Origin of the sequence: Leptospira noumeaensis (assembly GCF_004770765.1) — a bacterium.
GTDB classification, from domain to species: Bacteria; Spirochaetota; Leptospiria; order Leptospirales; family Leptospiraceae; genus Leptospira_A; species Leptospira_A noumeaensis.
In genome coordinates, this window is the sequence record NZ_RQFK01000033.1 from 372,111 (window position 1) to 390,674 (window position 18,564).

General features: G+C 39.5%; 20 protein-coding genes. 3 read left to right on the forward strand and 17 right to left on the reverse strand.

Annotated elements, in window-relative coordinates; genetic code table 11:
- Nucleotides 1-27: 27 nt before the first annotated feature.
- The 5 genes from EHQ24_RS18580 to EHQ24_RS18600 are packed head-to-tail and all read right to left on the reverse strand — an operon-like array spanning nucleotide 28 to nucleotide 3,932.
- Nucleotides 28-519: a hypothetical protein gene (locus EHQ24_RS18580; protein ID WP_135603078.1), complete on the reverse strand. Its 492-nt coding sequence runs from the start codon at nucleotides 517-519 to the stop codon at nucleotides 28-30.
- 6 nt (nucleotides 520-525) lie between these two features.
- Nucleotides 526-1,221: an RluA family pseudouridine synthase gene (locus EHQ24_RS18585; RefSeq protein ID WP_135603079.1), complete on the reverse strand. Its 696-nt coding sequence runs from the start codon at nucleotides 1,219-1,221 to the stop codon at nucleotides 526-528.
- On the reverse strand, nucleotides 1,205-2,080 hold the full coding sequence (locus EHQ24_RS18590; RefSeq protein ID WP_135603080.1) for a DUF2797 domain-containing protein: 876 nt from the start codon (nucleotides 2,078-2,080) through the stop codon (nucleotides 1,205-1,207). The genes EHQ24_RS18585 and EHQ24_RS18590 overlap by 17 nt, the downstream gene beginning before the upstream one ends.
- Before the next feature lie 6 nt (nucleotides 2,081-2,086).
- Nucleotides 2,087-2,680 carry an LIC_11883 family protein gene (locus EHQ24_RS18595; RefSeq protein WP_135603081.1) on the reverse strand — a complete coding sequence of 198 codons (594 nt, stop codon included), beginning with the start codon at nucleotides 2,678-2,680 and terminating at the stop codon, nucleotides 2,087-2,089.
- Between the two features lie 7 nt (nucleotides 2,681-2,687).
- Nucleotides 2,688-3,932, reverse strand: coding sequence for an exo-beta-N-acetylmuramidase NamZ family protein (locus tag EHQ24_RS18600; protein WP_135603082.1), 1,245 nt, complete (start codon nucleotides 3,930-3,932; stop codon nucleotides 2,688-2,690).
- 51 nt (nucleotides 3,933-3,983) lie between these two features.
- Between EHQ24_RS18600 and EHQ24_RS18605 the strand changes: the two genes are divergently transcribed.
- Nucleotides 3,984-5,210 (forward strand): lipoprotein LipL46, encoded by a 1,227-nt coding sequence (locus EHQ24_RS18605; RefSeq protein ID WP_135603083.1) that lies wholly within the window; start codon nucleotides 3,984-3,986, stop codon nucleotides 5,208-5,210.
- Between the two features lie 15 nt (nucleotides 5,211-5,225).
- On the opposite strand, the gene EHQ24_RS18610 is transcribed toward EHQ24_RS18605, so the two are convergent.
- From EHQ24_RS18610 to EHQ24_RS18620, 3 genes are read right to left on the reverse strand one after another with little or no spacing between them, the layout of a single operon-like run.
- Complete coding sequence (locus EHQ24_RS18610; RefSeq protein ID WP_135603084.1) at nucleotides 5,226-5,606, reverse strand: response regulator; 381 nt, start codon at nucleotides 5,604-5,606, stop codon at nucleotides 5,226-5,228.
- On the reverse strand, nucleotides 5,606-6,871 hold the full coding sequence (locus EHQ24_RS18615) for an ATP-binding protein (protein ID WP_135603085.1): 1,266 nt from the start codon (nucleotides 6,869-6,871) through the stop codon (nucleotides 5,606-5,608). Before EHQ24_RS18615 ends, EHQ24_RS18610 begins: the two co-directional genes overlap by 1 nt.
- A gap of 48 nt (nucleotides 6,872-6,919) precedes the next feature.
- A complete protein-coding gene (locus EHQ24_RS18620) occupies nucleotides 6,920-7,474 on the reverse strand; it encodes a rhodanese-like domain-containing protein (protein ID WP_135603086.1) in 555 nt (184 codons plus the stop codon).
- A 109-nt stretch (nucleotides 7,475-7,583) separates the two neighbouring features.
- Between EHQ24_RS18620 and EHQ24_RS18625 the strand changes: the two genes are divergently transcribed.
- Nucleotides 7,584-8,096, forward strand: coding sequence for a peptidylprolyl isomerase (locus tag EHQ24_RS18625; RefSeq protein WP_135603087.1), 513 nt, complete (start codon nucleotides 7,584-7,586; stop codon nucleotides 8,094-8,096).
- 213 nt (nucleotides 8,097-8,309) lie between these two features.
- On the opposite strand, the gene EHQ24_RS18630 is transcribed toward EHQ24_RS18625, so the two are convergent.
- The 3 genes from EHQ24_RS18630 to EHQ24_RS18640 are packed head-to-tail and all read right to left on the reverse strand — an operon-like array spanning nucleotide 8,310 to nucleotide 11,147.
- Nucleotides 8,310-10,163, reverse strand: coding sequence for a monovalent cation:proton antiporter-2 (CPA2) family protein (locus tag EHQ24_RS18630; protein WP_135603088.1), 1,854 nt, complete (start codon nucleotides 10,161-10,163; stop codon nucleotides 8,310-8,312).
- Nucleotides 10,156-10,698 carry an NAD(P)H-dependent oxidoreductase gene (locus EHQ24_RS18635; RefSeq protein WP_135603089.1) on the reverse strand — a complete coding sequence of 181 codons (543 nt, stop codon included), beginning with the start codon at nucleotides 10,696-10,698 and terminating at the stop codon, nucleotides 10,156-10,158. The genes EHQ24_RS18630 and EHQ24_RS18635 overlap by 8 nt, the downstream gene beginning before the upstream one ends.
- Before the next feature lie 47 nt (nucleotides 10,699-10,745).
- On the reverse strand, nucleotides 10,746-11,147 hold the full coding sequence (locus EHQ24_RS18640; RefSeq protein WP_135603090.1) for a DoxX family protein: 402 nt from the start codon (nucleotides 11,145-11,147) through the stop codon (nucleotides 10,746-10,748).
- A gap of 101 nt (nucleotides 11,148-11,248) precedes the next feature.
- On the opposite strand from EHQ24_RS18640, the gene EHQ24_RS18645 reads away from it, so the two are divergent.
- Entirely contained in the window at nucleotides 11,249-11,692 is a 444-nt protein-coding gene (locus EHQ24_RS18645) for a tetratricopeptide repeat protein (protein WP_135603091.1), read from the forward strand.
- A 44-nt stretch (nucleotides 11,693-11,736) separates the two neighbouring features.
- On the opposite strand, the gene EHQ24_RS18650 is transcribed toward EHQ24_RS18645, so the two are convergent.
- From EHQ24_RS18650 to EHQ24_RS18675, 6 genes are all read right to left on the reverse strand, one after another.
- Nucleotides 11,737-12,615 carry a hypothetical protein gene (locus EHQ24_RS18650; RefSeq protein WP_135603092.1) on the reverse strand — a complete coding sequence of 293 codons (879 nt, stop codon included), beginning with the start codon at nucleotides 12,613-12,615 and terminating at the stop codon, nucleotides 11,737-11,739.
- A gap of 207 nt (nucleotides 12,616-12,822) precedes the next feature.
- A complete protein-coding gene (locus EHQ24_RS18655; protein WP_135603093.1) occupies nucleotides 12,823-13,671 on the reverse strand; it encodes a flagellin N-terminal helical domain-containing protein in 849 nt (282 codons plus the stop codon).
- A gap of 174 nt (nucleotides 13,672-13,845) precedes the next feature.
- Nucleotides 13,846-14,691 (reverse strand): flagellin N-terminal helical domain-containing protein, encoded by an 846-nt coding sequence (locus EHQ24_RS18660; RefSeq protein ID WP_135583140.1) that lies wholly within the window; start codon nucleotides 14,689-14,691, stop codon nucleotides 13,846-13,848.
- A 382-nt stretch (nucleotides 14,692-15,073) separates the two neighbouring features.
- The gene (locus tag EHQ24_RS18665; RefSeq protein ID WP_135603094.1) at nucleotides 15,074-15,901 is read right to left on the reverse strand and encodes an LIC_10740 family protein; all 828 of its coding nucleotides are present in this window, start codon (nucleotides 15,899-15,901) and stop codon (nucleotides 15,074-15,076) included.
- Nucleotides 15,876-16,871: an N-acetylmuramoyl-L-alanine amidase family protein gene (locus EHQ24_RS18670; protein ID WP_135603095.1), complete on the reverse strand. Its 996-nt coding sequence runs from the start codon at nucleotides 16,869-16,871 to the stop codon at nucleotides 15,876-15,878. Before EHQ24_RS18670 ends, EHQ24_RS18665 begins: the two co-directional genes overlap by 26 nt.
- 80 nt (nucleotides 16,872-16,951) lie before the next feature.
- Entirely contained in the window at nucleotides 16,952-18,562 is a 1,611-nt protein-coding gene (locus EHQ24_RS18675; RefSeq protein WP_135603096.1) for a DEAD/DEAH box helicase, read from the reverse strand.
- Nucleotides 18,563-18,564 lie beyond the last annotated feature (2 nt).

An 18,564-nucleotide genomic window follows, 5' to 3' on the forward strand; every position in this document is an offset into this window, starting at 1 on the left:
GACGGTAAGACAAGGAAAATTGCTTTCTTAGTTTTGAAATCCGTTCTCGAGGTAGACCGAAGTAAGGTAAAAAATCGAAATTAAGATGACGACCAAATATCCAACCGAGTAAATTTTACCGATTCGTTTCCAAGGATAACGATCAAACAAATACAGTTCCTTGATGATGTGTTCCGGCGTTGGGGAAGCTGGCAAAACATCTTCTCTTCCCGCTTTTCTCCAAACAAACTGACGTTCCTCACCACCCAGTTGGAAAAAAGGAGCCGCTGATTCTAGTGTAAAAACATCCAAAAGTAAAGTGGGGATTTCAAAGTATTTAAAAGTGATGATCCCTGAAAAACTGGTAAGGATGGCTAGGTAATTGATGACCACGATGAGTGGACTTGCCGTATAACTGGAACTAAATAACAAATACAAATAAATGATGAGAAATCCAATCGAAACATATTTAGTGATACGAGAAAGGATTTTGTATAATTTTTGTTCTTGGATGAAATGGTGGAAAACTTCGTGTTTCATTCGGTTCTATATATCGATGGAGAGTGGTTCCTTAACTCTGGCCAAAAACTCCTCTGGAATCTCCGCCTCCACCCACTGTTTTTTCCCTTGAAAGTCGGTAAAGCACAATCGAAAGGAATGTAAATACATTCGTTTTTCTTTCTTTGTTTCACTACTGAATGAATACACAGGATCACCGAGAACAGGAAAACCCAATTCACGGAGCATAACACGAATTTGGTGCCTTCTGCCGGTTAAAATTTTTGCCATTCCAAAAGAAATGTTCTCTTTCGTATGAGTGGAAAGAATTCGAAATTCTGTGATGGCTTTTTTTCCCCCACTCCTCACGATTTTTACTTCCTTATTCCCATCTTTTATAAAACATTCAAACCGTTTCTCTTTCCATTCAGGAATTCCATGGCATAAAAATATATATTCCTTTTCCGAATCTTTCAGTAAGTCATCGATTTCTTTATTTTTATCATTGGATTTTCCAAGGAGGACTATCCCACTCGTACCTAAATCCAAACGGTTGGCAGTGCGAAGTTCCGAAACACCCAGCTTTGTTGCCAGTAACCTTGTAAAATCCATTCGGTTTGGATCTTTGGTTTCATGTATAGGAATTCCGGCTGGTTTTTCAGCTAACAGAAACTCATCACATTCAAAAAGAATGTTAGTCCAGAGGTTAGCACCGAGTTGGATTTTTTTAGGTAGATACTTCAATCCAAAGACCAGAAAGACTACGGATATTGATCACCCCCGATTGGAAAAGAAGATACTGGCCTTTGATTCCGACTAGAGTATCTGTGATGGCAGTGTCTTTTGTCAGTTTGAGTGATTTGATTTTAGTAGGATAAGTTTCAATGGGATACTTAATTTCTGTCACTCCACCACTGAGATCCAACCTGTTCCAATTGAGTTTGGATTTACTTTCAAGGGGAGAAAAAAATTCATTTTTTTCTAGGTGGTTTAGGAACTTGTTTGCTTCACGCACCAAATCCAGGTCAGGTGGGTCTCCTGCTACCATTTTCTGCCAAGTGGTTTTGTCTGGCAAAAACTGACTTAAAAAATGTTCCAAAATTCCAGCATCCCTACGAGATTCTACTTCCAAAATCGGAATCCCAAATTTTGCCCCTTGGTCCACCCAACGGTTCGATACAGGATTTTCTTTAGTGATCCCTACTTTTAATCCACTGGAGTTCGCAAAATATACTGTATGTTTTTTAAAACAATTGGTTTTACCCCAATCAGGTTCCCTACAAGTTCCTTTGTGAAAATGACAGGTTTCTGGTCGTAAAATACAAAGATCGTTTTCCGCCAAAGTTGTAAAACAAGTGAAACAATAACCTTGGCTAAATGACTTTTTTGTTTTTTTCCCACAGTGCAAACAACGGATCTCATCATTCGTAGCTAGTGTGATTTTTTTTCCAATCCAAGTGTTCACTGAGCTTGTCGAAGTGGACTCTATAACTTTTAGATCTTTTTTATCCGCCTCATTATAGGTCGCTGATTCCCAAAAATAAGAAACAGGCGAAATTCCTGTGTGAGACATTTTTCGAACATAACCTTGGACTAGTGGCATAAAATTTTAGAAAGTATATTCCTTTACTTCTTCAGGAAAAAAGTCTCGATTCACATTCACAAAAAGTAATCCTGTTAGACTCGGTTCAGAGCGAGAGACATCCCATTTAAAGATAACGAGAGTTTTGCGAAAGATATAATGGGAAATTTGACCTTTCGGCTGATAAAATAGTTTTAATTGGTCTTCGCCTTCTCCAAGTAAAACAACCTTTCCATTGAGGTTCGGAGATTTTTGTTTGATCTGTTTGATGGTTACCTTTCCGCCAGGATTTACATCTTCTGGATCTGATCCTTCGGTGGCTTCCCCTTCATTCACACCAGAACTCGGAGCCACTTCCATGGTTGTGCCTTCATAATCCAAATAATTACAAGGAAAGTCCCCAGGCATACTTGGAAAATTTTCAGAACAAGAAGTATAAACAGATTCTTTTTCCTCTCCTTCCACATAAGAGATAAGGAGAGTAGAACGAATGGTCGCATAAGCCACTGATTTTAATACTTTGGCTGTTTTACTTTTAGGAATTGTTTTTAATTCCTTCTCAGTTGCAAAGTTACTGAATGTAACAAGAAAGATAAGAAATAATATTAAAGATCGTTTCATTTTCACCTCAATAGATCAAATAAGGAGCAATTTTACTCCGTTCATTTTCTTCTTCTGCCAAATATGTTTTGTGAAAGTCGGCAAAAGACTTTCCTTCATTAATGGAAGTTCGAAAATGTTCATTCCCCCAAAGTTGGTCTACCCAATGGTTGGTAGAACCTTTGCTCCACTTAAAATCATTGGGATAGGTTTCTTTCATGAGTTTTATCAAATCATAAGCTAATTGAATAGGATCATAATCGGGACGAACCAAATTCATACGAAGGCCAGAACAAATTTTTCCTTTATGTGGGCCAAAAGTTGGTTTAAAATATACAGGAGAGAAATAATAGGATTTGTTTCCTAGAGCAGCAAGTTTTGATGCAAATTCCTCTGCGTTTGTCATCCAAGGTGCCCCGAAATACACAAACGGAGCTTGGGTGCCTCGTCCCACAGAAACATTCACTCCCTCAAGTAATACCAAAGAAAGATAGTTTCTAGCCGAGTCCACCATCGGTAAGTTTGGTGAAGGAGTGGTCCACGGGATTCCTGTATCTTCAAAATACATTCCTCGGCGATATCCTTCTACAGGAACCACCATCACATCCACACTGTCTTTTAAATATTCTTTGTTATAAAATCTGGATGCCTCACCAATGGTCATCCCTGTGATGAGAAGTGATGGAAATTCTCCGGCAAAATTCAAATTGCGTGGATTCATTTTTTCACCCATTGGCGGAAGGTGCATGGCAACATGAATATGATCTAAAACAATGAGTTTTGTTTTTGTATTCTTCATGGCATCCATCAGTCTTTTTAATACACTGAGGTATGTATAACAACGCATTCCTACATCTTGCACATCAAAAACAACATAATCCACTTCTCTAACTAAATCTCGTAATTCGGAATCTTTGATTCGATAAATATGATACAAAGGACGATTAAAGGTGGAATCCATAGTAACAGGCGTTTGGCTAAACTCTTCCTCTAATCCAAGAAACCCATGTTCAAGCCCAATTAAATGTTCGAGTGTGATTTTGTGTTTTTCTAAAGATGTGATGATTTTTTTTGGATTCGTTCCAATTCCCGAAGGGTTTGTCGCAAGCATCAATTTTTTTCCCGTCATGGTGGGGAGGACTTTTTCATAAAAAATGTCCTGCGAAATCCGCATCTTGGAATCAAGTGGGTGGACGCGGAATTGGGGAACTGTGTTCCCTTGGCAAGCAAGGACTAGAAAGCAGAGAGAAAACCTAAAAAAGTAATTGGTCATGTAAGTATATGTTTCTATAATATAGCAAATCTTCAAGGAGAAATGTCCTTCATGTTCAACCGACTTCGTTTGGCTCCCTTAACCGGAGTTCTCATCCTAACCATTTTGGCATGTGCCGGATCCAATTCAGCCCAGAAACAACCTACGCTGCCAGATAATGTGGTCACAGCTATGGGAGAGGCACCTATCTACCAAGGAGACTTGGCTCTCGCACGAAACAAAGCCTTGAAAGACGCCAAACTCAATGCCATTCGCAAACTCGTCGGAGAACAAATCACAGAAAAATCGGGAGTCTCTGATGGCCAATCTCTTGGCTCCAAACTCTACGGAAAAACAGATAGTTTCGTAAAAAAATACGACATCATCAGCGAAGAACAATGGAAATTGGATACCCAAGACATGATCCGTTTGAATGTTCGCTGTGAAGTGGAAGCAACCAAACTTTCCACGGCAGTAGATGCCCTCCTGGATGATGTAGGAAATCCAAGAATTGCAGTGCTTGTCCAAACAGTCGTAAACGGAAAATCCTATCCGATTGGATCGGCAACAAACATTGCAGAAGCAGAACTCATTGAAAAACTCCGAGCCAAAGGAAACAAGGTTGTGGATAGTTCCCAACTCACCGCTCTACTCAAAAAAAATCCAAGCCTTGCCAAACTGGATCTGACATCTGTGGAAGAAGGAAGTCCCTTACTCACACTCGCACAAGATTCCGGGGCAGAAGTTTTGATCATTGCCAAGGTGACAACAACAGACCAAAAACCAGTGGTTTTGCCTGGTGGGAAAAAAACCGATTTCCTCAGTTCAGCAGCAACAGGACCTTATCGTATCATTCAACTTTGGGGTGATGGAAAAATATTTGGATCGGGAAGTTTAGAAGGACGTGGGGCAGATATCACCCAAGAAGTTTCCAGAGAACAAGCTGTCAAAGATTGGGCAAATCTTGTCTCAGGCAAAGTGGGAAAACAAATCAAAGACGAGTGGTTCAAACTCACCGAACAAAACACTGTCATCTTAAAATTCAAAGGACTTGGATTGGAAGATGCCATCAATTTCAAAAACGATTTGATGGAATACACTTCGGTCAAACAAATCAATGATCGTAAAACAGAAATGAACGGATCGGAATGGGAGCTGACTTATCCTGGAAAAGAATCTATGTTTGCAGAAGAATTGATGTATAAAAAAGATTCAAGTTTCCGTTTCTTAAGTAGCAAAACTTTGAGTATCAATAGCTCCAAACGTGGTGTTGTGGAAGCTGAGTTTAGAGGGAAATAGAATTTAAATTTGCCTTCATTGACCATTTCCTGCAGAGAGAAATAAACCAATCTCTGTAGGATCAAATGGTTTTGAAAAATAACGTGCCACTTTTTTTTCAATGATTGCTGTTTGGATTTCTGGTGTTAGATCATAACCCGTTAAAATACAATAGGTAATCTTAGGGTGAATTGATTTTGCTTTCGTAATGAACTCAAGTCCAGTCATCTCTGGCATCCGCATATCACTGATCACATACTGCACATCCGGGTTTTCCATTAATTCCTCAATGGCTTCTTCTCCAGATTTAGCAACGATCACATCAAAATCATTTTTGAAATAGTCGCGAAATAAATATAAATTCAAAATTTCGTCATCAACATAAAGTAACTTACGTTTAGTGATCCCTTGGTTCATTATTGTAAGGGAAGTTTGATTCGAAAAATACTTCCTTTCCCCCATACGGATTCCATTTCGATGAAACCTTTATGATCTTCTATAATTTTATAAGCAATGGGAAGTCCAAGACCAATACCTTTTCCAGGATCCTTCGTGGTAAAAAAAGGATTTCGAATTTGGTTTTGGAATTCCTCTGGGATACCACCACCTGTATCCGAAATTTCAATCACATCAAATCCGGAACTTACCTTACTCTTTAAACCCAAAATTCCTGAGTCCCCATCCATAGCTTGGATGGCGTTGGTCAGTATGTTTAAAAATACTTGGTGGATTTTACCAGAGTTTCCTTTCACAATTAGTGGGTGGGGGTAATAATCCTTCACCACCAAAATTCGATCCCGGAGGGAATGCACTAGAACCGTTAAACAATTTTCCAAAATATCATGCAGGTCAAAATGTTCCTCAAAAGAATCACCGCTGCGAGTGAATTGATTGAGGCCTTTGACAATTTTAGAAGTTCGATCCACCCCTTCTTTGATGGCCTCTAAATAGAGTTCCGTTTTTTCAGAAACTAAATTAGAACCTTCTAAAATCTCCCGAACCCCAAAATAACCGCCTAAGATGAAGTTTAATGGATTATTGATTTCATGAGCAATGCCTGCAGACAAAAGACCAAGGCTTGCCATTTTTTCTGATTCTATCAGTTGGTTTTGTCGTTCCTTCAGTTCCTCTAAGGTTTGTTTTAATTCGTGAGTCCGTGCATCGACAAGAGATTCCAACTCGTGATTGTATTTTTCCAGTCGTAATTCGTAATCAGATCTTTCGAGTTCAGCAGCAATCCTACCCGAAAAAATTTGGAACAAAGTCAGGATATCTTCTTTGTTTTCGATTTTAGTTTCATAAAGGCCAACGATTAGCCCCATCACTTCTTTTTTAGAATTGATGAGGGGTGTTCCAATGTATCCCTCAATTTTCATTTCCATTAGTAACTGGTCATCGGGAAAATATTTTTGAACTTCACTCGGATAATAACATACACTATCATCGAAGACATCTGCACAAGGTGTGTCTTTCAGTGAGTAAGAAATATTTTCTGCAATCGCTCCTTTCACTACTAGGGAGATCGTTTGGGATTCATATTTTTCTTTATCAATAATGGCGATGAATGTATAGTCTGCCTTGATAGTCGAAGCTAACTTAAGAGTGAGCCGGTTTAAAAACTCATTTCCATAGGTATTGGAAACAGCTTCAATGATATCGGATAAAAGTTCCCCTTGGATCATGAGATTATTTTTCGAAGGATCTCCAAACTGATTAACTTGTACATCATCTTAAGGAGTTTCCACCTTATCCGGTTTTTCTGTTACCAAAGGAAGGACAGTTGTGTTTACATCCAGAAGTGGGCCAAGTTCAAAGATAGATTCATATCCATAGGCTTTCAGTGAGTTGTATGTGGAAAGATTGAGTGACGCCGCGGGACTTTTGGCAGCAAAGGCTTCTTGGTTTCCTTCGAAGTTATTGTTACAGTAAATTAGAATTTTTGATTTTTTCTCTGGGATTAGGTCTGCTAACGATTCTTTAGTAAATTCGGTAAAAGGAAGATTTTTGGCGCCTTTGATATGTAAAAGTCGAAACCGATTTTCACTCCGCGCGTCCAGAAGAACCACTCCTTCCTCAGACATCAATTTTAAAAACTGACCCTCTGTTAGGCGATGTGTTTCTCTTTCTCCTTCAGACCGATTTACGATCCTTTTAAATTCACTATAATCGATGAGTTTATTTTCAATCGGGGTTGGTTTCGTTTTGACTTTCTTCTTTTTTTTAGAAGATTCCGAAACGAGGGGAATTGTGACAAGAACCAGTAGAATGAGTAGAAACTGTTTCATAAGGGAATCTTCCTTCTTCTAAGCACCTAAAGAGTATACTATTGAAAGCGAAGGAAACTCAAACCTTTTTTCGACTTGCCATGGGAATTGAAGAAATTGTGATACATGAATGAGCACTTTGAGAGCAATTATCAAAACAAACAAAGGCGACATTCGCATCGATTTGTTTCCAGACAAAACACCCAATACCGTAGCTAACTTCGTAAACCTCGCACAAAGGAATTTTTACAATGGACTTAAGTTCCACCGAGTCATTGCAGATTTTATGATCCAAGGGGGTTGCCCACAAGGAACAGGAACTGGTGGTCCGGGATATAAATTTCGAGATGAATTTGATTCCAGTTTGAAACACAACAAACCAGGGATTCTTTCCATGGCCAATGCAGGTCCAGGAACTAACGGTAGTCAATTTTTTATTACCCATGTCCCAACTCCATGGCTCGACGGAAAACATTCTGTATTTGGTGCCGTTGTGGACGACACAGACCAAAAAGTAGTCAATGCCATCAGCCAAGGGGATATTATGGAATCGGTTACCATCGAAGGTGATGTAACTTCGGTTCTAGAAGTGGCAAAACCGTTTTTGGATGATTGGAACCAAATTCTAGATTCTAAAAAATAAAGATTGTTTTTTCCTTTTGGATTCATAAGTCTAACCACTATGAAAACAAAAGGAAAACAAAAACAAGTCTCCCATATCAAAGCGGCTTCTCGGTTGATTTTTACTATGAAGCCAACTAAAATCAAACAGTCAAAAAAACTCTATTCTCGAAAAAAGAAAGAAGACCATTCGGGAATAGAGTTTCTACCTTCTCTTTTTTTCTAAACAAGAATTTTACCTCTCCATCTCACTCCAAGAATCCCTTTCCAATTCCTCTTCCTGGCCCAAATCCACAAACATCAATCTTTCTAACTCAGCATTTCTTTGTTTTGCAAGACTCATGTACTGAACACGATCTTTCCTTAGATCAAACAATTCGTGAAAGGTTTCATCATCGTGTTTTAGAAATAAATTTCTAGCTTTCTCCGCAGTATAGGATCTTGTTCCAAGTAACCTCAAAACATCTCTTCCCATAAGGACTGCGGTTTCTCTGGTTTCGCGGTAGATATACTTAACTCCGATTTCCTTTAAATCGTAAGCCTCTTCTCTATCTCCAGCCCTTGCCACAATTTTGATATTGGGATAATGGAGGTTTACATTGCGAATGAGTTCTGCTTGTTTTTCTGGACTGTCGAGTGCGGCAACCACTACTTTCGCATGTTCCAGGCCAGCCGATTCCAATAGTTCCAATCTTGTTGCATCCCCAAAATAAACCTTAAATCCAAACCGACCGAGCATCTCTACACGATCCGCATCAAAATCTAAAATGGTAATTCCAATTCCATTGGAACGAAGGAATCGACCGAGCATGTTCCCAAACTTACCAAACCCACAAATGATCACAGGGTTTTCTTGTTTATGGATGTCTTGTTCCGTTGTTTTTTGGGGAGCTTTTGATTCTAAAAATCCAAAAATAGTTTTTTCATATAACAAAAGAAGTACGGGCGTAAGTGCCATACTCACAGCCACAGCTGCCACTAAAATAATAATAATATCTCCTTCTAAAATCCCAAGATTTTCTGAATATCCAAAAAGAACAAAAGAGAATTCACCTACTTGGCATAAGGCTAAGGAAAAATATAAATTTTGGTTTAAGGGAAGTCGAAAAATTAGACCTAAAATAAATAAAACAAAGGCCTTAAGAAAGATGATTCCAAAAACAATTCCTAAAACTTTTGTTGGATTTGCCATCACCACAGGAATGTCCATCGAAGCACCAACACTTAAAAAAAACAAACCCAGGAGAAGTCCTTTGAATGGTTCAATATTACTTTCTAACTCATGACGAAATTCACTACTGGCAAGAACCACACCACCAAGAAAGGTTCCGAGTGCTGCCGACACACCCACTGCTCCCATAAGTACAGAAATCGCAATCACAAGTAACAGACTGGCTCCCGTAAAAATTTCACGATTTCCTGACTTGGCTAACAATCGAAAGAAGGGACTGAGTAAATATTTCCCAACAAGGATAATTCCAATCACTACAGACAAAACCACTAAGGTTTTTAAATACCCAGGAAAGTTTTCCACTAATGAATGATGGTTTGCCACAGGTACATTGTCAGAATCACTTAACATTGGAAAGATGGCAAGTATGGGAATTACTGCCATATCCTGAAACAATAATACAGAAAAGGAAGCTTGGCCAGAAATGGACTTCATCAGTCCCTTTTCTTTTAAGGTTTGTAAAACAATGGCCGTAGAAGAAAGAGAAAGGATGAGACCAAGGGCAAGGGAAGATTTCCAAGAAAACCCGAAGAGATAGGAAAAAAAAGCAGTAATGACAGTGGTTAATACAAGTTGTAAACCTCCGAGGCCAAGTAACCAAAACTTTAACCTAAGAAGTAGGTCAAGTTCCAATTCCAAACCAATGGCAAATAACATCATCACAACACCAAATTCGGCAAAATGTAACATGTCCTTGCCTTCTGTGCCAACAAAACCAAAAACAAAAGGCCCAATCACAATCCCTGCAATTAAATATCCTAAAACAGAACCTAACCCCAATCGATTGGCAAGGGGAACCATAATGATGGCACTGGTAAGATAAATCAAAGCCTGAATGAAAAAACTAGATTCACCCATAAATACCACCTAACAATTGATTTATAAATTGACGATACCGATTGGATTCTTTTTGTAAGTCCAATTCGTTCAACTGGAAGGTTCCTTGGACAAGAAAAGGATTCAAATAGTCCATTCCGCACAACTCCGCTGTCCGACGAAAAGGAAGGAGAAACTCATCCGTTGTGTATCCATGAAATCCAGTTTTTGTGTAAGCCTCCTTCGACCCGCCAGAAGTAATGACTTGAATCCATTTTTTACCTAATAGTTGGTTTCCATCTTTTCCATAGGCCCACCCATCTTCCAAAACCAAATCTATCCATAATTTCATCAGTGGAGGACAGCTATACCAATACAAGGGGTGTTGGAACAAAAGGATATCATGGTTTTGAATTAGGTTTTGTTCTGCTTTGATTTGGATCGAAAAATCAGGATACTCTTCGTATAAATCCCGCAAGGTGATGGACTCCGAATTTGGAATTGAATCCAAAAGCATTTGGTTTGCCTTAGATTTTTCCAAACTGGGGTGGACTAGATAAACTAAAATTTTGGGCATGCCGAATCACTCACAATAGAATTGGATGGGACAAAAACAAAGAATCTCTAACTAAAATATTCAGAAAGATAAGGAATCTTTTTCCGCTCAATATATAGTATATATGTAGATAAGGCAAAAACAACGAGGGCTAAAATAAAAAGAAAACCACCATCATCTTTTACCACAATTCCTAAAAACACAAAATGAGACAACACTGCACCTAACATTAAATTGAATCCAAGGAGAGCCCCGAACCAAACCAAACGAGGGATTAGTAAAAAAAGAATACAAAAGGTTTCCAAAACGGCAAGGCCATACCTACCCCAAGGTTCCATCCCCATGACAGAAAAAATAAACTTGGTTTCTTCGGATCCAGTGAATTTAAAATACAAGGTTTGTCCTAAAATCAAAATGGCAATCACACGTGCCCCGTGAAAAAAAATGGTTCCTAGTTTCAGAGACTCCAACGAAAAACCCTCCAAGGATTTTTATTTGCTATCTGGAGATAAAAAGTCAAAAGTTAAGAAACTTTTTTACCTAGATTTCGAATCTTATTTTTTAAGGACTCATGCCCATTCGTAAAGTAATAAACTTGGAAGTTTTTACTCTTTCTGATAGAATCAGATACACCTGTAGAACCATGGATGCACAAAAAATCATAGAAATTCGAGACCAAGCCGAAATTGCCAAAAAGGAAGGTAAATATACAATAGCCATCTCACTTATGAAAGAGTATTTGAGTTTGGTGCATCCTTCTTTTACCCACTACTCCTGGTATTTTATTGCTGATCTATATTTCCAGGAAGGAAAAATAAAAGAAGCAATGGAACATTGTAATGAAGCCCTAAGGCTGAAAAATGATTACATTCCTGGATTGGAACTAAGGATCAGCATTTTTAAAAAATTAGACAGGTGGGAAGAAGCGCTAAAAGATAAAAAAACCATTGAAGATTATAATGCTATGGAAAAGGCGAAATGGGACGATCCGAACCACTACTACCATTATAAATAAACACAATCACGTAAAATTGCTTTTCAGCCTACTGCCCATTTTTATCAAAACCCAAAAAAATTGACAGGCTCCAAATCACAGGCATTTCCTTGGAGCGCTGCAGTGAGTCTGGATGCAGAAGTTGCGGCTCCTTGGAAGAGAGATTGTGGTTTATTACAAGTACTCACTTCTGTGATGAGTGTTGACAAAAATTTAGAATATTGCATTTCTATTAATGAGTAATTAACAATTTCTTTCCTACACTTCTCAAAAGATTCCTTTGTATAATATGTATCGTCTCCAATTTTGGAAACCGATTCAAATATATATGGTGAACTTGTAGCAGAAAGTATAGTTTCGATACCTGCCATACTAATCAATTCGAAGTTGTACTGTTTAAATCGTATATAAGCAGGAGTTGTACAACGAATTGCCAGACAAGAACCCAGAGGAACGAACATCATTGTTGAGATTGAAGAAGAAATCGAAATACCAGATAAATCGGTAGTCCCACAAACAGAACCTGTAACATAAGAACAGCTTGCTGCAGCAGAGGTATCATTTGTTTTTAAAATTTTCCCAGTAATCGCTAAATTCGATGAAGATTCATTGGAACGAAAATAATGAGTTCCACCCGCAGTCACAGATAAATCAATATAATTGATCGGCGACTGTAAATCAAAATTTGATCCCGAAGTAGGATTAGTAAAACCAGAAATGGCAGTATCTTCGGTAGGACAAGCATAAGTAGTATTAGTCGAATTACTAGTAATGTTTATGATAGAAGGTAGATAAGTAAACAAACTAACAGCACTCAAACCACTTCGAAGTTCTTCGAGTTGTTTTTTGGCCTTTTCTCCTTTGATTCCCATAGGCGAATAAACATTCGTACAACCTATGACATATAACAAAGTAGAGAAAAATAAAAGATTTTTTTTCGACATAAAGCAGAATCGCATTTCGCCAGTTATTTAGTCAATCATTTACCGTTAGGTGAATATGCAGAATAATTCAATACAATATTATATATTAATATTCTACACCCTTTAATTTCAGCAAACAGAATCGACCAAAAAATAAAAAAAGCCTCTTCCCGAAGAATTCTTCGAAAAGAGGCAACCGTCTTAAGGCAACTCTTGCCTTACTACGACTTAAGCGTTATTCAAAAGTCGTAATACAGAATTTGACCGAACACTGGCTTGCGCTAGCATTGCCGTACCGCTTTGCACGAGAATTTGTTTCGTCGTGAGCGCTACCATTTCTTCAGCCATATCTGCGTCCCTAATCCTTGATTCGGATGCTTGCATATTTTCGTATGCACCCATGAGGCCTTTTGCAGTACTTTCGAGCCTATTTTGATAAGCTCCCATGTCTGCTCTCTGCTTCATGATCTTGTTCAAGGCGAAGTCCGCTTTAGCAATCGCTTCATCTGCTTTTCCAGGTGTAGAAAGAGCAATTTTATTTGCACCTTCTGACATCTTTAGAGCTTTCGAAGTCATAGTTCCAATGTAGAAACGCTCTCTTTGCTTTGCGTTTGCTCCCATGTGAAACCACATCGATGCCTTCGTTGACTTTCGAGCGAAGTCTCCTTCAAACAGTTTCATTTTATTGAACTCTGCTTGTGAAGCAATTCGATCGATCTCATCCACCAGCGCAGATACTTCTACCTGCACGAGCTGCCTGTCCTCCGGTGTGTAGATTCCGTTCGAAGTCTGGATCGCTAGGGTTCGGATTCTTTGGACGATTTCAGCCGACTGATCAAGGTAACCCTCTGCAGTCTGGATGAAACTGAGTCCATCTTCCGTATTCCTTTCGGCCTGACGTAAACCACGAATTTGTGTTCGTAGTTTTTCCGAAACAGCAAGACCAGAAGCATCATCACCGGCAAGGTTAATCCTTTGCCCAGTGGAGAGGTTCCTCATGGTCTTATCTACATCCCATTGTGTAAACTTGAGAGCACGATGTGATTGGATCGCACTCATGTTGTGATTGATAATCATTGGCCTACACTCCTTTGTGTATTACCAAGAACGATATATATTGCGTTCTTAGCCGGACAATCCCTGTCCGGTGTCAAGGATGAGCTTTCATTTTGCCACCTGGCAGGGGAAAGCCGGCTGATTATCTAATTACAACTCGTCAGTTACACTAACCACTCTCTCAGTTAACCAATGTTAACGAAGGAGAGAAAGAACTCCTTGTGGACGAACATTCGCCTGAGCTAACATAGCAGTTCCAGATTGAACTAAAATCTGGTTCTTTGTGAAAGCCACAGTTTCTTCTGCCATATCCGCATCACGGATCCTAGACTCGGAGGCTTGGGTATTCTCATAAGCGTTCATGAGCCCTTTTGCAGCATGCTCAAGACGATTAAAGTAAGCACCTAAGTTTGCTCTTTGTTTGCTAATGCGAGTTAACGCAGCATCCAAAGTTCCGATCGCATCGTTTGACTTGTCAGCTGTTGACAAAGACAAGAGATCTCCACTTTGACCTTTAAGATTAAGCGCACGTGCAGTCATTGTTGCAATGAACACTCTTTCTCTTTGGTGTTGGTTTGGTCCAATATGGAACCACATGGAAGTTGCTCTAGATCCACGAGCAAAATCACCTTGAAGCAAATTCATTTTATTGAATTCCGCTTGTGAAGCAATTCTGTCCACTTCGTCGATAAGTTGTGAAACTTCGACTTGGATCATTTGTCTATCTTCGTCAGTGTAAATACCGTTAGACGACTGAATTGCAAGAGTTCGAATTCTTTGAATGATATCATTCGATTCTTGCAAAAAACCTTCCGTTGTTTGGATAAGGCTCATACCGTCTTCGGTATTTCTCTCTGCTTGTCTAAGACCATTCACTTGCGTTCTCATTTTTTCCGAAACGGCTAGGCCTGATGCATCATCACCTGCTCGGTTGATTCGCATACCAGAGGATAGTTTCTCCATATTTTTGGAGACTTCCTCGTTTTGGAACTTGAGAACGCGATGTGAGTTGATCGCGGCTAAATTGTGGTTTATGATCATTGGTTTCCTCCTTGAAACTTGATCCGGCAAAAGAGAGAATCCCTTCTCTCTTTGGTTTTTGTGTCTGGCTTTCAGGCCCCTATGGTGCCTAAAATCTATATTTGTTCCCTTTGTACGTCGGTGATTGGGTAGAAGAAATTAATCTGAAGATTTGGAGGTATTTTTGAATGTTTTAGATGTTTTTTGCGTTTTTTGGAGATTTTTTAACGACTTTAGCGTTTTATTTTTTTTAAAAAAAATTTCTAATTTCTCCAATAGGATGATCGGCAAATCCCCATTTTCCATAAGCAAATTTTGAAAAATGGGAGAAAAGTTTAGGAATTCCCCTGGTTTTAGGCCAGGAGAGGGTGGAAAAAGTAGGAAACTGGGAGTGGTTGCGAATTTAAGGGCGAATGGCAAGTGGAGAAATCGAATCCCAGTGGTAAACAGGACTCCCCTCTCCAGAAAATTTATGTTCGATTGTTTTTAGGTCTTTAAAGTTTTCAAATAAACTTGCATTTAACGCACGTATGGTGGACTCCATTGCAAGAGATCTACGTTTCTGAATGACCTCTTCCGATTCTTTAGGGCCGGTTTCTGTACCACCCGTATAATAAGTGATGGTATCCACTGGTGCATTTGGATTTTCATCTTCTGTGTCACCAGTTTCATCAGACTTTGTGCGAGGCAGTCTATATTTCTCCATCACATCTTGTAAAATTTGAACATTCCAATCGATCACAAGTTTGTTTCCATTTTCCACAAACCAGGTTTGTTTCAAAGCGAATCGAATGTCCAAAAGTTTTTTGGGAGAAAAAAGTTTTCCATCTTTAGCCAATGCTTCCACCGAATCAAAGTAAGGTGGTGAACCAACCTCCCCTACCAATTGGTAAATGAAGGCCTCTGTTTCTTCCTGTTTCAAAACCTTTCGATGGATAGGAATTTGTTCCCCTTCTCCATTGGAAATATAAATCACAATGGGTTCTCTATGGTCAAGTGAGGGATAGGAATAAAGTTGGAAAGGAACAAGCAACCTAAATGGATTTTGTTCTGCTAAAATAAAAAAACTAAAAAAAATAAGGAGAGAAAACCAAGAGGCAAACAAAAAGATAAAATCGCGAGTGAGTTTGGTTTCTCCCGTTCCTATTTTGTAAAATCGAATGATGAGTATTTTGACGATTTCGCTGAGCTTACGAAGTTGTTCTTTAATCTTTTGAAGATGCGTATTCATGAATTCCTTTGATGACACTCCGGGCAATTTTCTTCTGGTAGGATTTATCCCGTAGTTTCCTACTTTCCTCAGGGTTTGTCAGATACCCCATTTCCACAAGTACTGCAGGCATAAGGCTTCCTCGCAAGACGGAAAAATCTGCCTTTTTCACTCCGCGAGAGGGGATGTCTGGGCCTAAACCCTTTTCATATTGTTCCGCCACAGCCGCCGCCAATTTCTTTGACCGCCTTTGGGTGACACTGGACAACATCTGGGATTGGATTTGGGAGACAACCGGGTTCTTATGTTTTCCCACATACCGATTTTCCAAAAGGGCTGTTTCACGAGCCGCCTCTGTACTTGGACTTTGGGACAGGTAATACACTTCAAAACCAGCAGCTTTATCGGAAAGGGAAGCATTACAATGAAAACTAATAAACACGACGTCCCTTGTATCATTCAACATTTGATTTGCTAGTTTCGACCGGTCTTCTAGTTCCACAAAACTATCATTCTTACGAATCATCTGCACCCGAATTTCCGGGTAGTATTTCCGTAAGTACAAATAAGTATAACGGGCCACACCAAGACTCACATCCTTTTCAAAATTACCGCTTGGATCGGAAGTCCCTGGATCCTTTCCTCCGTGGCCGGCATCAATCACGATGGCTTTCACATTGATGTTTCGTTTGGGAGTTGGTTCTTTGGGGATAAGAACCCAAAGTTCTGTTTCTTTGAACTGGTAACGAACATCATAAGAAATTAAGTTTAGTAGAACCGCTTCTACAAGATCTAAAGGAAGATATACATCTTCTTCCTTTTTTAAAATGGCTTTGGGGATTTTGTAAATTTTTCCATCCAGGGTATAAAAACTGGATCCTAAGCGAAATTGTAAATTGCCTTGAGGAGTATAAACCGATCCCACCCTTGTGAACTTTTTTAGTTTGGTGGAAAGTTCAGGCATAATCGATTTTAAATCCGAAAATGCCACGTAGTTCCCTTTCCCGTAGAGCGGAAGTTTGGCGACCTCTGCTCCAAGGATACTCGGGAAAAAACAAAAACTAAGGAGAACTAATCTTTTTTGAAGATAGAAAGAATTCGCTGCCAAATCGATTGTTTCTGTTTTTTAGATTTTTTCACTTCGTTGATATCGAAGAGATTCCGTCTTGGATCATTCTTTTGGTGGTGTTTTCCGGAATGATTCTTCCTATGTTGCCCTTTGCCCTTTCCCTCTTTGGAATGATGGCCATGTTTCATTTCATGGTGAGTCATTTTGGCCGGGTGTTTATGATCGCCTTCTCCATCATGTTGGTGCGGGTGAGACATCTTAGCAGGTGGATGGTGTTTCTCCCCTTTGCCTTTTCCACGTCCACGGTCTCCTGAACGGTTCTCATTGCGGTCACCTGACCGGTGTTCGCCGCCTCTATGTTCTCCCCCGCGCCTTGGTTTCCCACCACGACCGCCGCGTTCTCCCCGTTCCCGGTCTTGGTATTTTTTTTCACCAGGAATGGATTCATCGGCAAATACAGGAGTAAACTCTCCCTTCGGAAATTCCAAATACTCTTCTCGGATTTCTCCCATGGGAATTTTGGAATTTAGGTAACGTTCAATTCGTTCCAGTTCGGTATAATCTGTCTCAGAACACAATCCAATGGACATTCCCTTTCTTCCCGCACGGGCAGTACGTCCAATTCGGTGCACATAGTTTTCTGCATCTTGCGGTAGGTCATAATTATAAACCACATCAATATTTTCAATATCGATCCCACGAGAAGCAACATCCGTTGCAATTAGGTATTTATACTTTCCTTCTTTAAAATCCCGAAGAAGTCGAATTCGTTTTTTTTGATCGAGTTCGGAAGAAAGTCCTGTCGCCGTAATTCCAAACTTACGAAGGGTGGAGACAATTTTTGGGATATTCATTTTATAGTTAGTAAAAATGATTCCAAGACCTTCTATCTCATTGTGTAACAACGAGTTTACGAGGTAAGGAAGTTTTTCTTCCCGACCTAAATGGAGTAAAGACTGGTCAATCCGTTCTGTGATGACTTTCTCTGGATTGATATGTACTTCAATTGGATCGTTTAAGTATTTACTTGCAAGTCGAACCACTTCGTAACTGAGAGTAGCACTAAAAAGAAGCGACTGTTTTCTGTTTTTACATTTGTGAAAAATGTATTTGAGATCTTGGACAAATCCCATATCGAACATTCTGTCTGCTTCATCTAAAATCACAACTTTGATGTTTTCCAAAGAGAGGCCGTGGTTTTTGACAAAGTCAATGAGCCGTCCTGGGGTTGCCACAATGATACAAGCTTTGTTGCCTAATGCCTGTTCTTGGGACTTATAATCGGTCCCACCGATGATGGTTGCCACACCGAAGTCTGTGAACTCCAAAAGTTTTTTGGCTTCTTCTGCGATTTGTATGGTCAGTTCTCTTGTAGGAGCAAGGACGAGGGCATAAGGTAATGCCTCCTCTTCCTCCGCTGACAAAAGTCTGTGGAGAGTGGGAAGAAGGAAAGCCATAGTCTTTCCTGTTCCAGTTTGTGCAAGACCAGTGAGGTCGTTTCCTTCCATGGCGAAAGGAATGGACTTGGCTTGGATGGGTGTGAGCTCTGTGTAGCCGATTTTATCTAGGGCTTTTACAAGAGACTCATGAAAGGGTAATTCGTTAAATTTCATAA

Excerpts from the sequence above, each read along its gene's own strand:
- EHQ24_RS18580 (WP_135603078.1), bottom strand. The coding sequence starts at position 519 with ATGAAACACGAAGTTTTCCACCATTTCATCCAAGAACAAAAATTATAC.
- EHQ24_RS18590 (WP_135603080.1), bottom strand. The coding sequence starts at position 2,080 with ATGCCACTAGTCCAAGGTTATGTTCGAAAAATGTCTCACACAGGAATT.
- EHQ24_RS18595 (WP_135603081.1), bottom strand. The coding sequence starts at position 2,680 with ATGAAACGATCTTTAATATTATTTCTTATCTTTCTTGTTACATTCAGT.
- EHQ24_RS18600 (WP_135603082.1), bottom strand. The coding sequence starts at position 3,932 with ATGACCAATTACTTTTTTAGGTTTTCTCTCTGCTTTCTAGTCCTTGCT.
- EHQ24_RS18605 (WP_135603083.1), top strand. The coding sequence starts at position 3,984 with ATGTTCAACCGACTTCGTTTGGCTCCCTTAACCGGAGTTCTCATCCTA.
- EHQ24_RS18610 (WP_135603084.1), bottom strand. The coding sequence starts at position 5,606 with ATGAACCAAGGGATCACTAAACGTAAGTTACTTTATGTTGATGACGAA.
- EHQ24_RS18615 (WP_135603085.1), bottom strand. The coding sequence starts at position 6,871 with ATGATCCAAGGGGAACTTTTATCCGATATCATTGAAGCTGTTTCCAAT.
- EHQ24_RS18620 (WP_135603086.1), bottom strand. The coding sequence starts at position 7,474 with ATGAAACAGTTTCTACTCATTCTACTGGTTCTTGTCACAATTCCCCTC.
- EHQ24_RS18625 (WP_135603087.1), top strand. The coding sequence starts at position 7,584 with ATGAGCACTTTGAGAGCAATTATCAAAACAAACAAAGGCGACATTCGC.
- EHQ24_RS18630 (WP_135603088.1), bottom strand. The coding sequence starts at position 10,163 with ATGGGTGAATCTAGTTTTTTCATTCAGGCTTTGATTTATCTTACCAGT.
- EHQ24_RS18635 (WP_135603089.1), bottom strand. The coding sequence starts at position 10,698 with ATGCCCAAAATTTTAGTTTATCTAGTCCACCCCAGTTTGGAAAAATCT.
- EHQ24_RS18645 (WP_135603091.1), top strand. The coding sequence starts at position 11,249 with ATGCCCATTCGTAAAGTAATAAACTTGGAAGTTTTTACTCTTTCTGAT.
- EHQ24_RS18650 (WP_135603092.1), bottom strand. The coding sequence starts at position 12,615 with ATGTCGAAAAAAAATCTTTTATTTTTCTCTACTTTGTTATATGTCATA.
- EHQ24_RS18655 (WP_135603093.1), bottom strand. The coding sequence starts at position 13,671 with ATGATTATCAATCACAACATGAGTGCGATCCAATCACATCGTGCTCTC.
- EHQ24_RS18660 (WP_135583140.1), bottom strand. The coding sequence starts at position 14,691 with ATGATCATAAACCACAATTTAGCCGCGATCAACTCACATCGCGTTCTC.
- EHQ24_RS18665 (WP_135603094.1), bottom strand. The coding sequence starts at position 15,901 with ATGAATACGCATCTTCAAAAGATTAAAGAACAACTTCGTAAGCTCAGC.
- EHQ24_RS18675 (WP_135603096.1), bottom strand. The coding sequence starts at position 18,562 with ATGAAATTTAACGAATTACCCTTTCATGAGTCTCTTGTAAAAGCCCTA.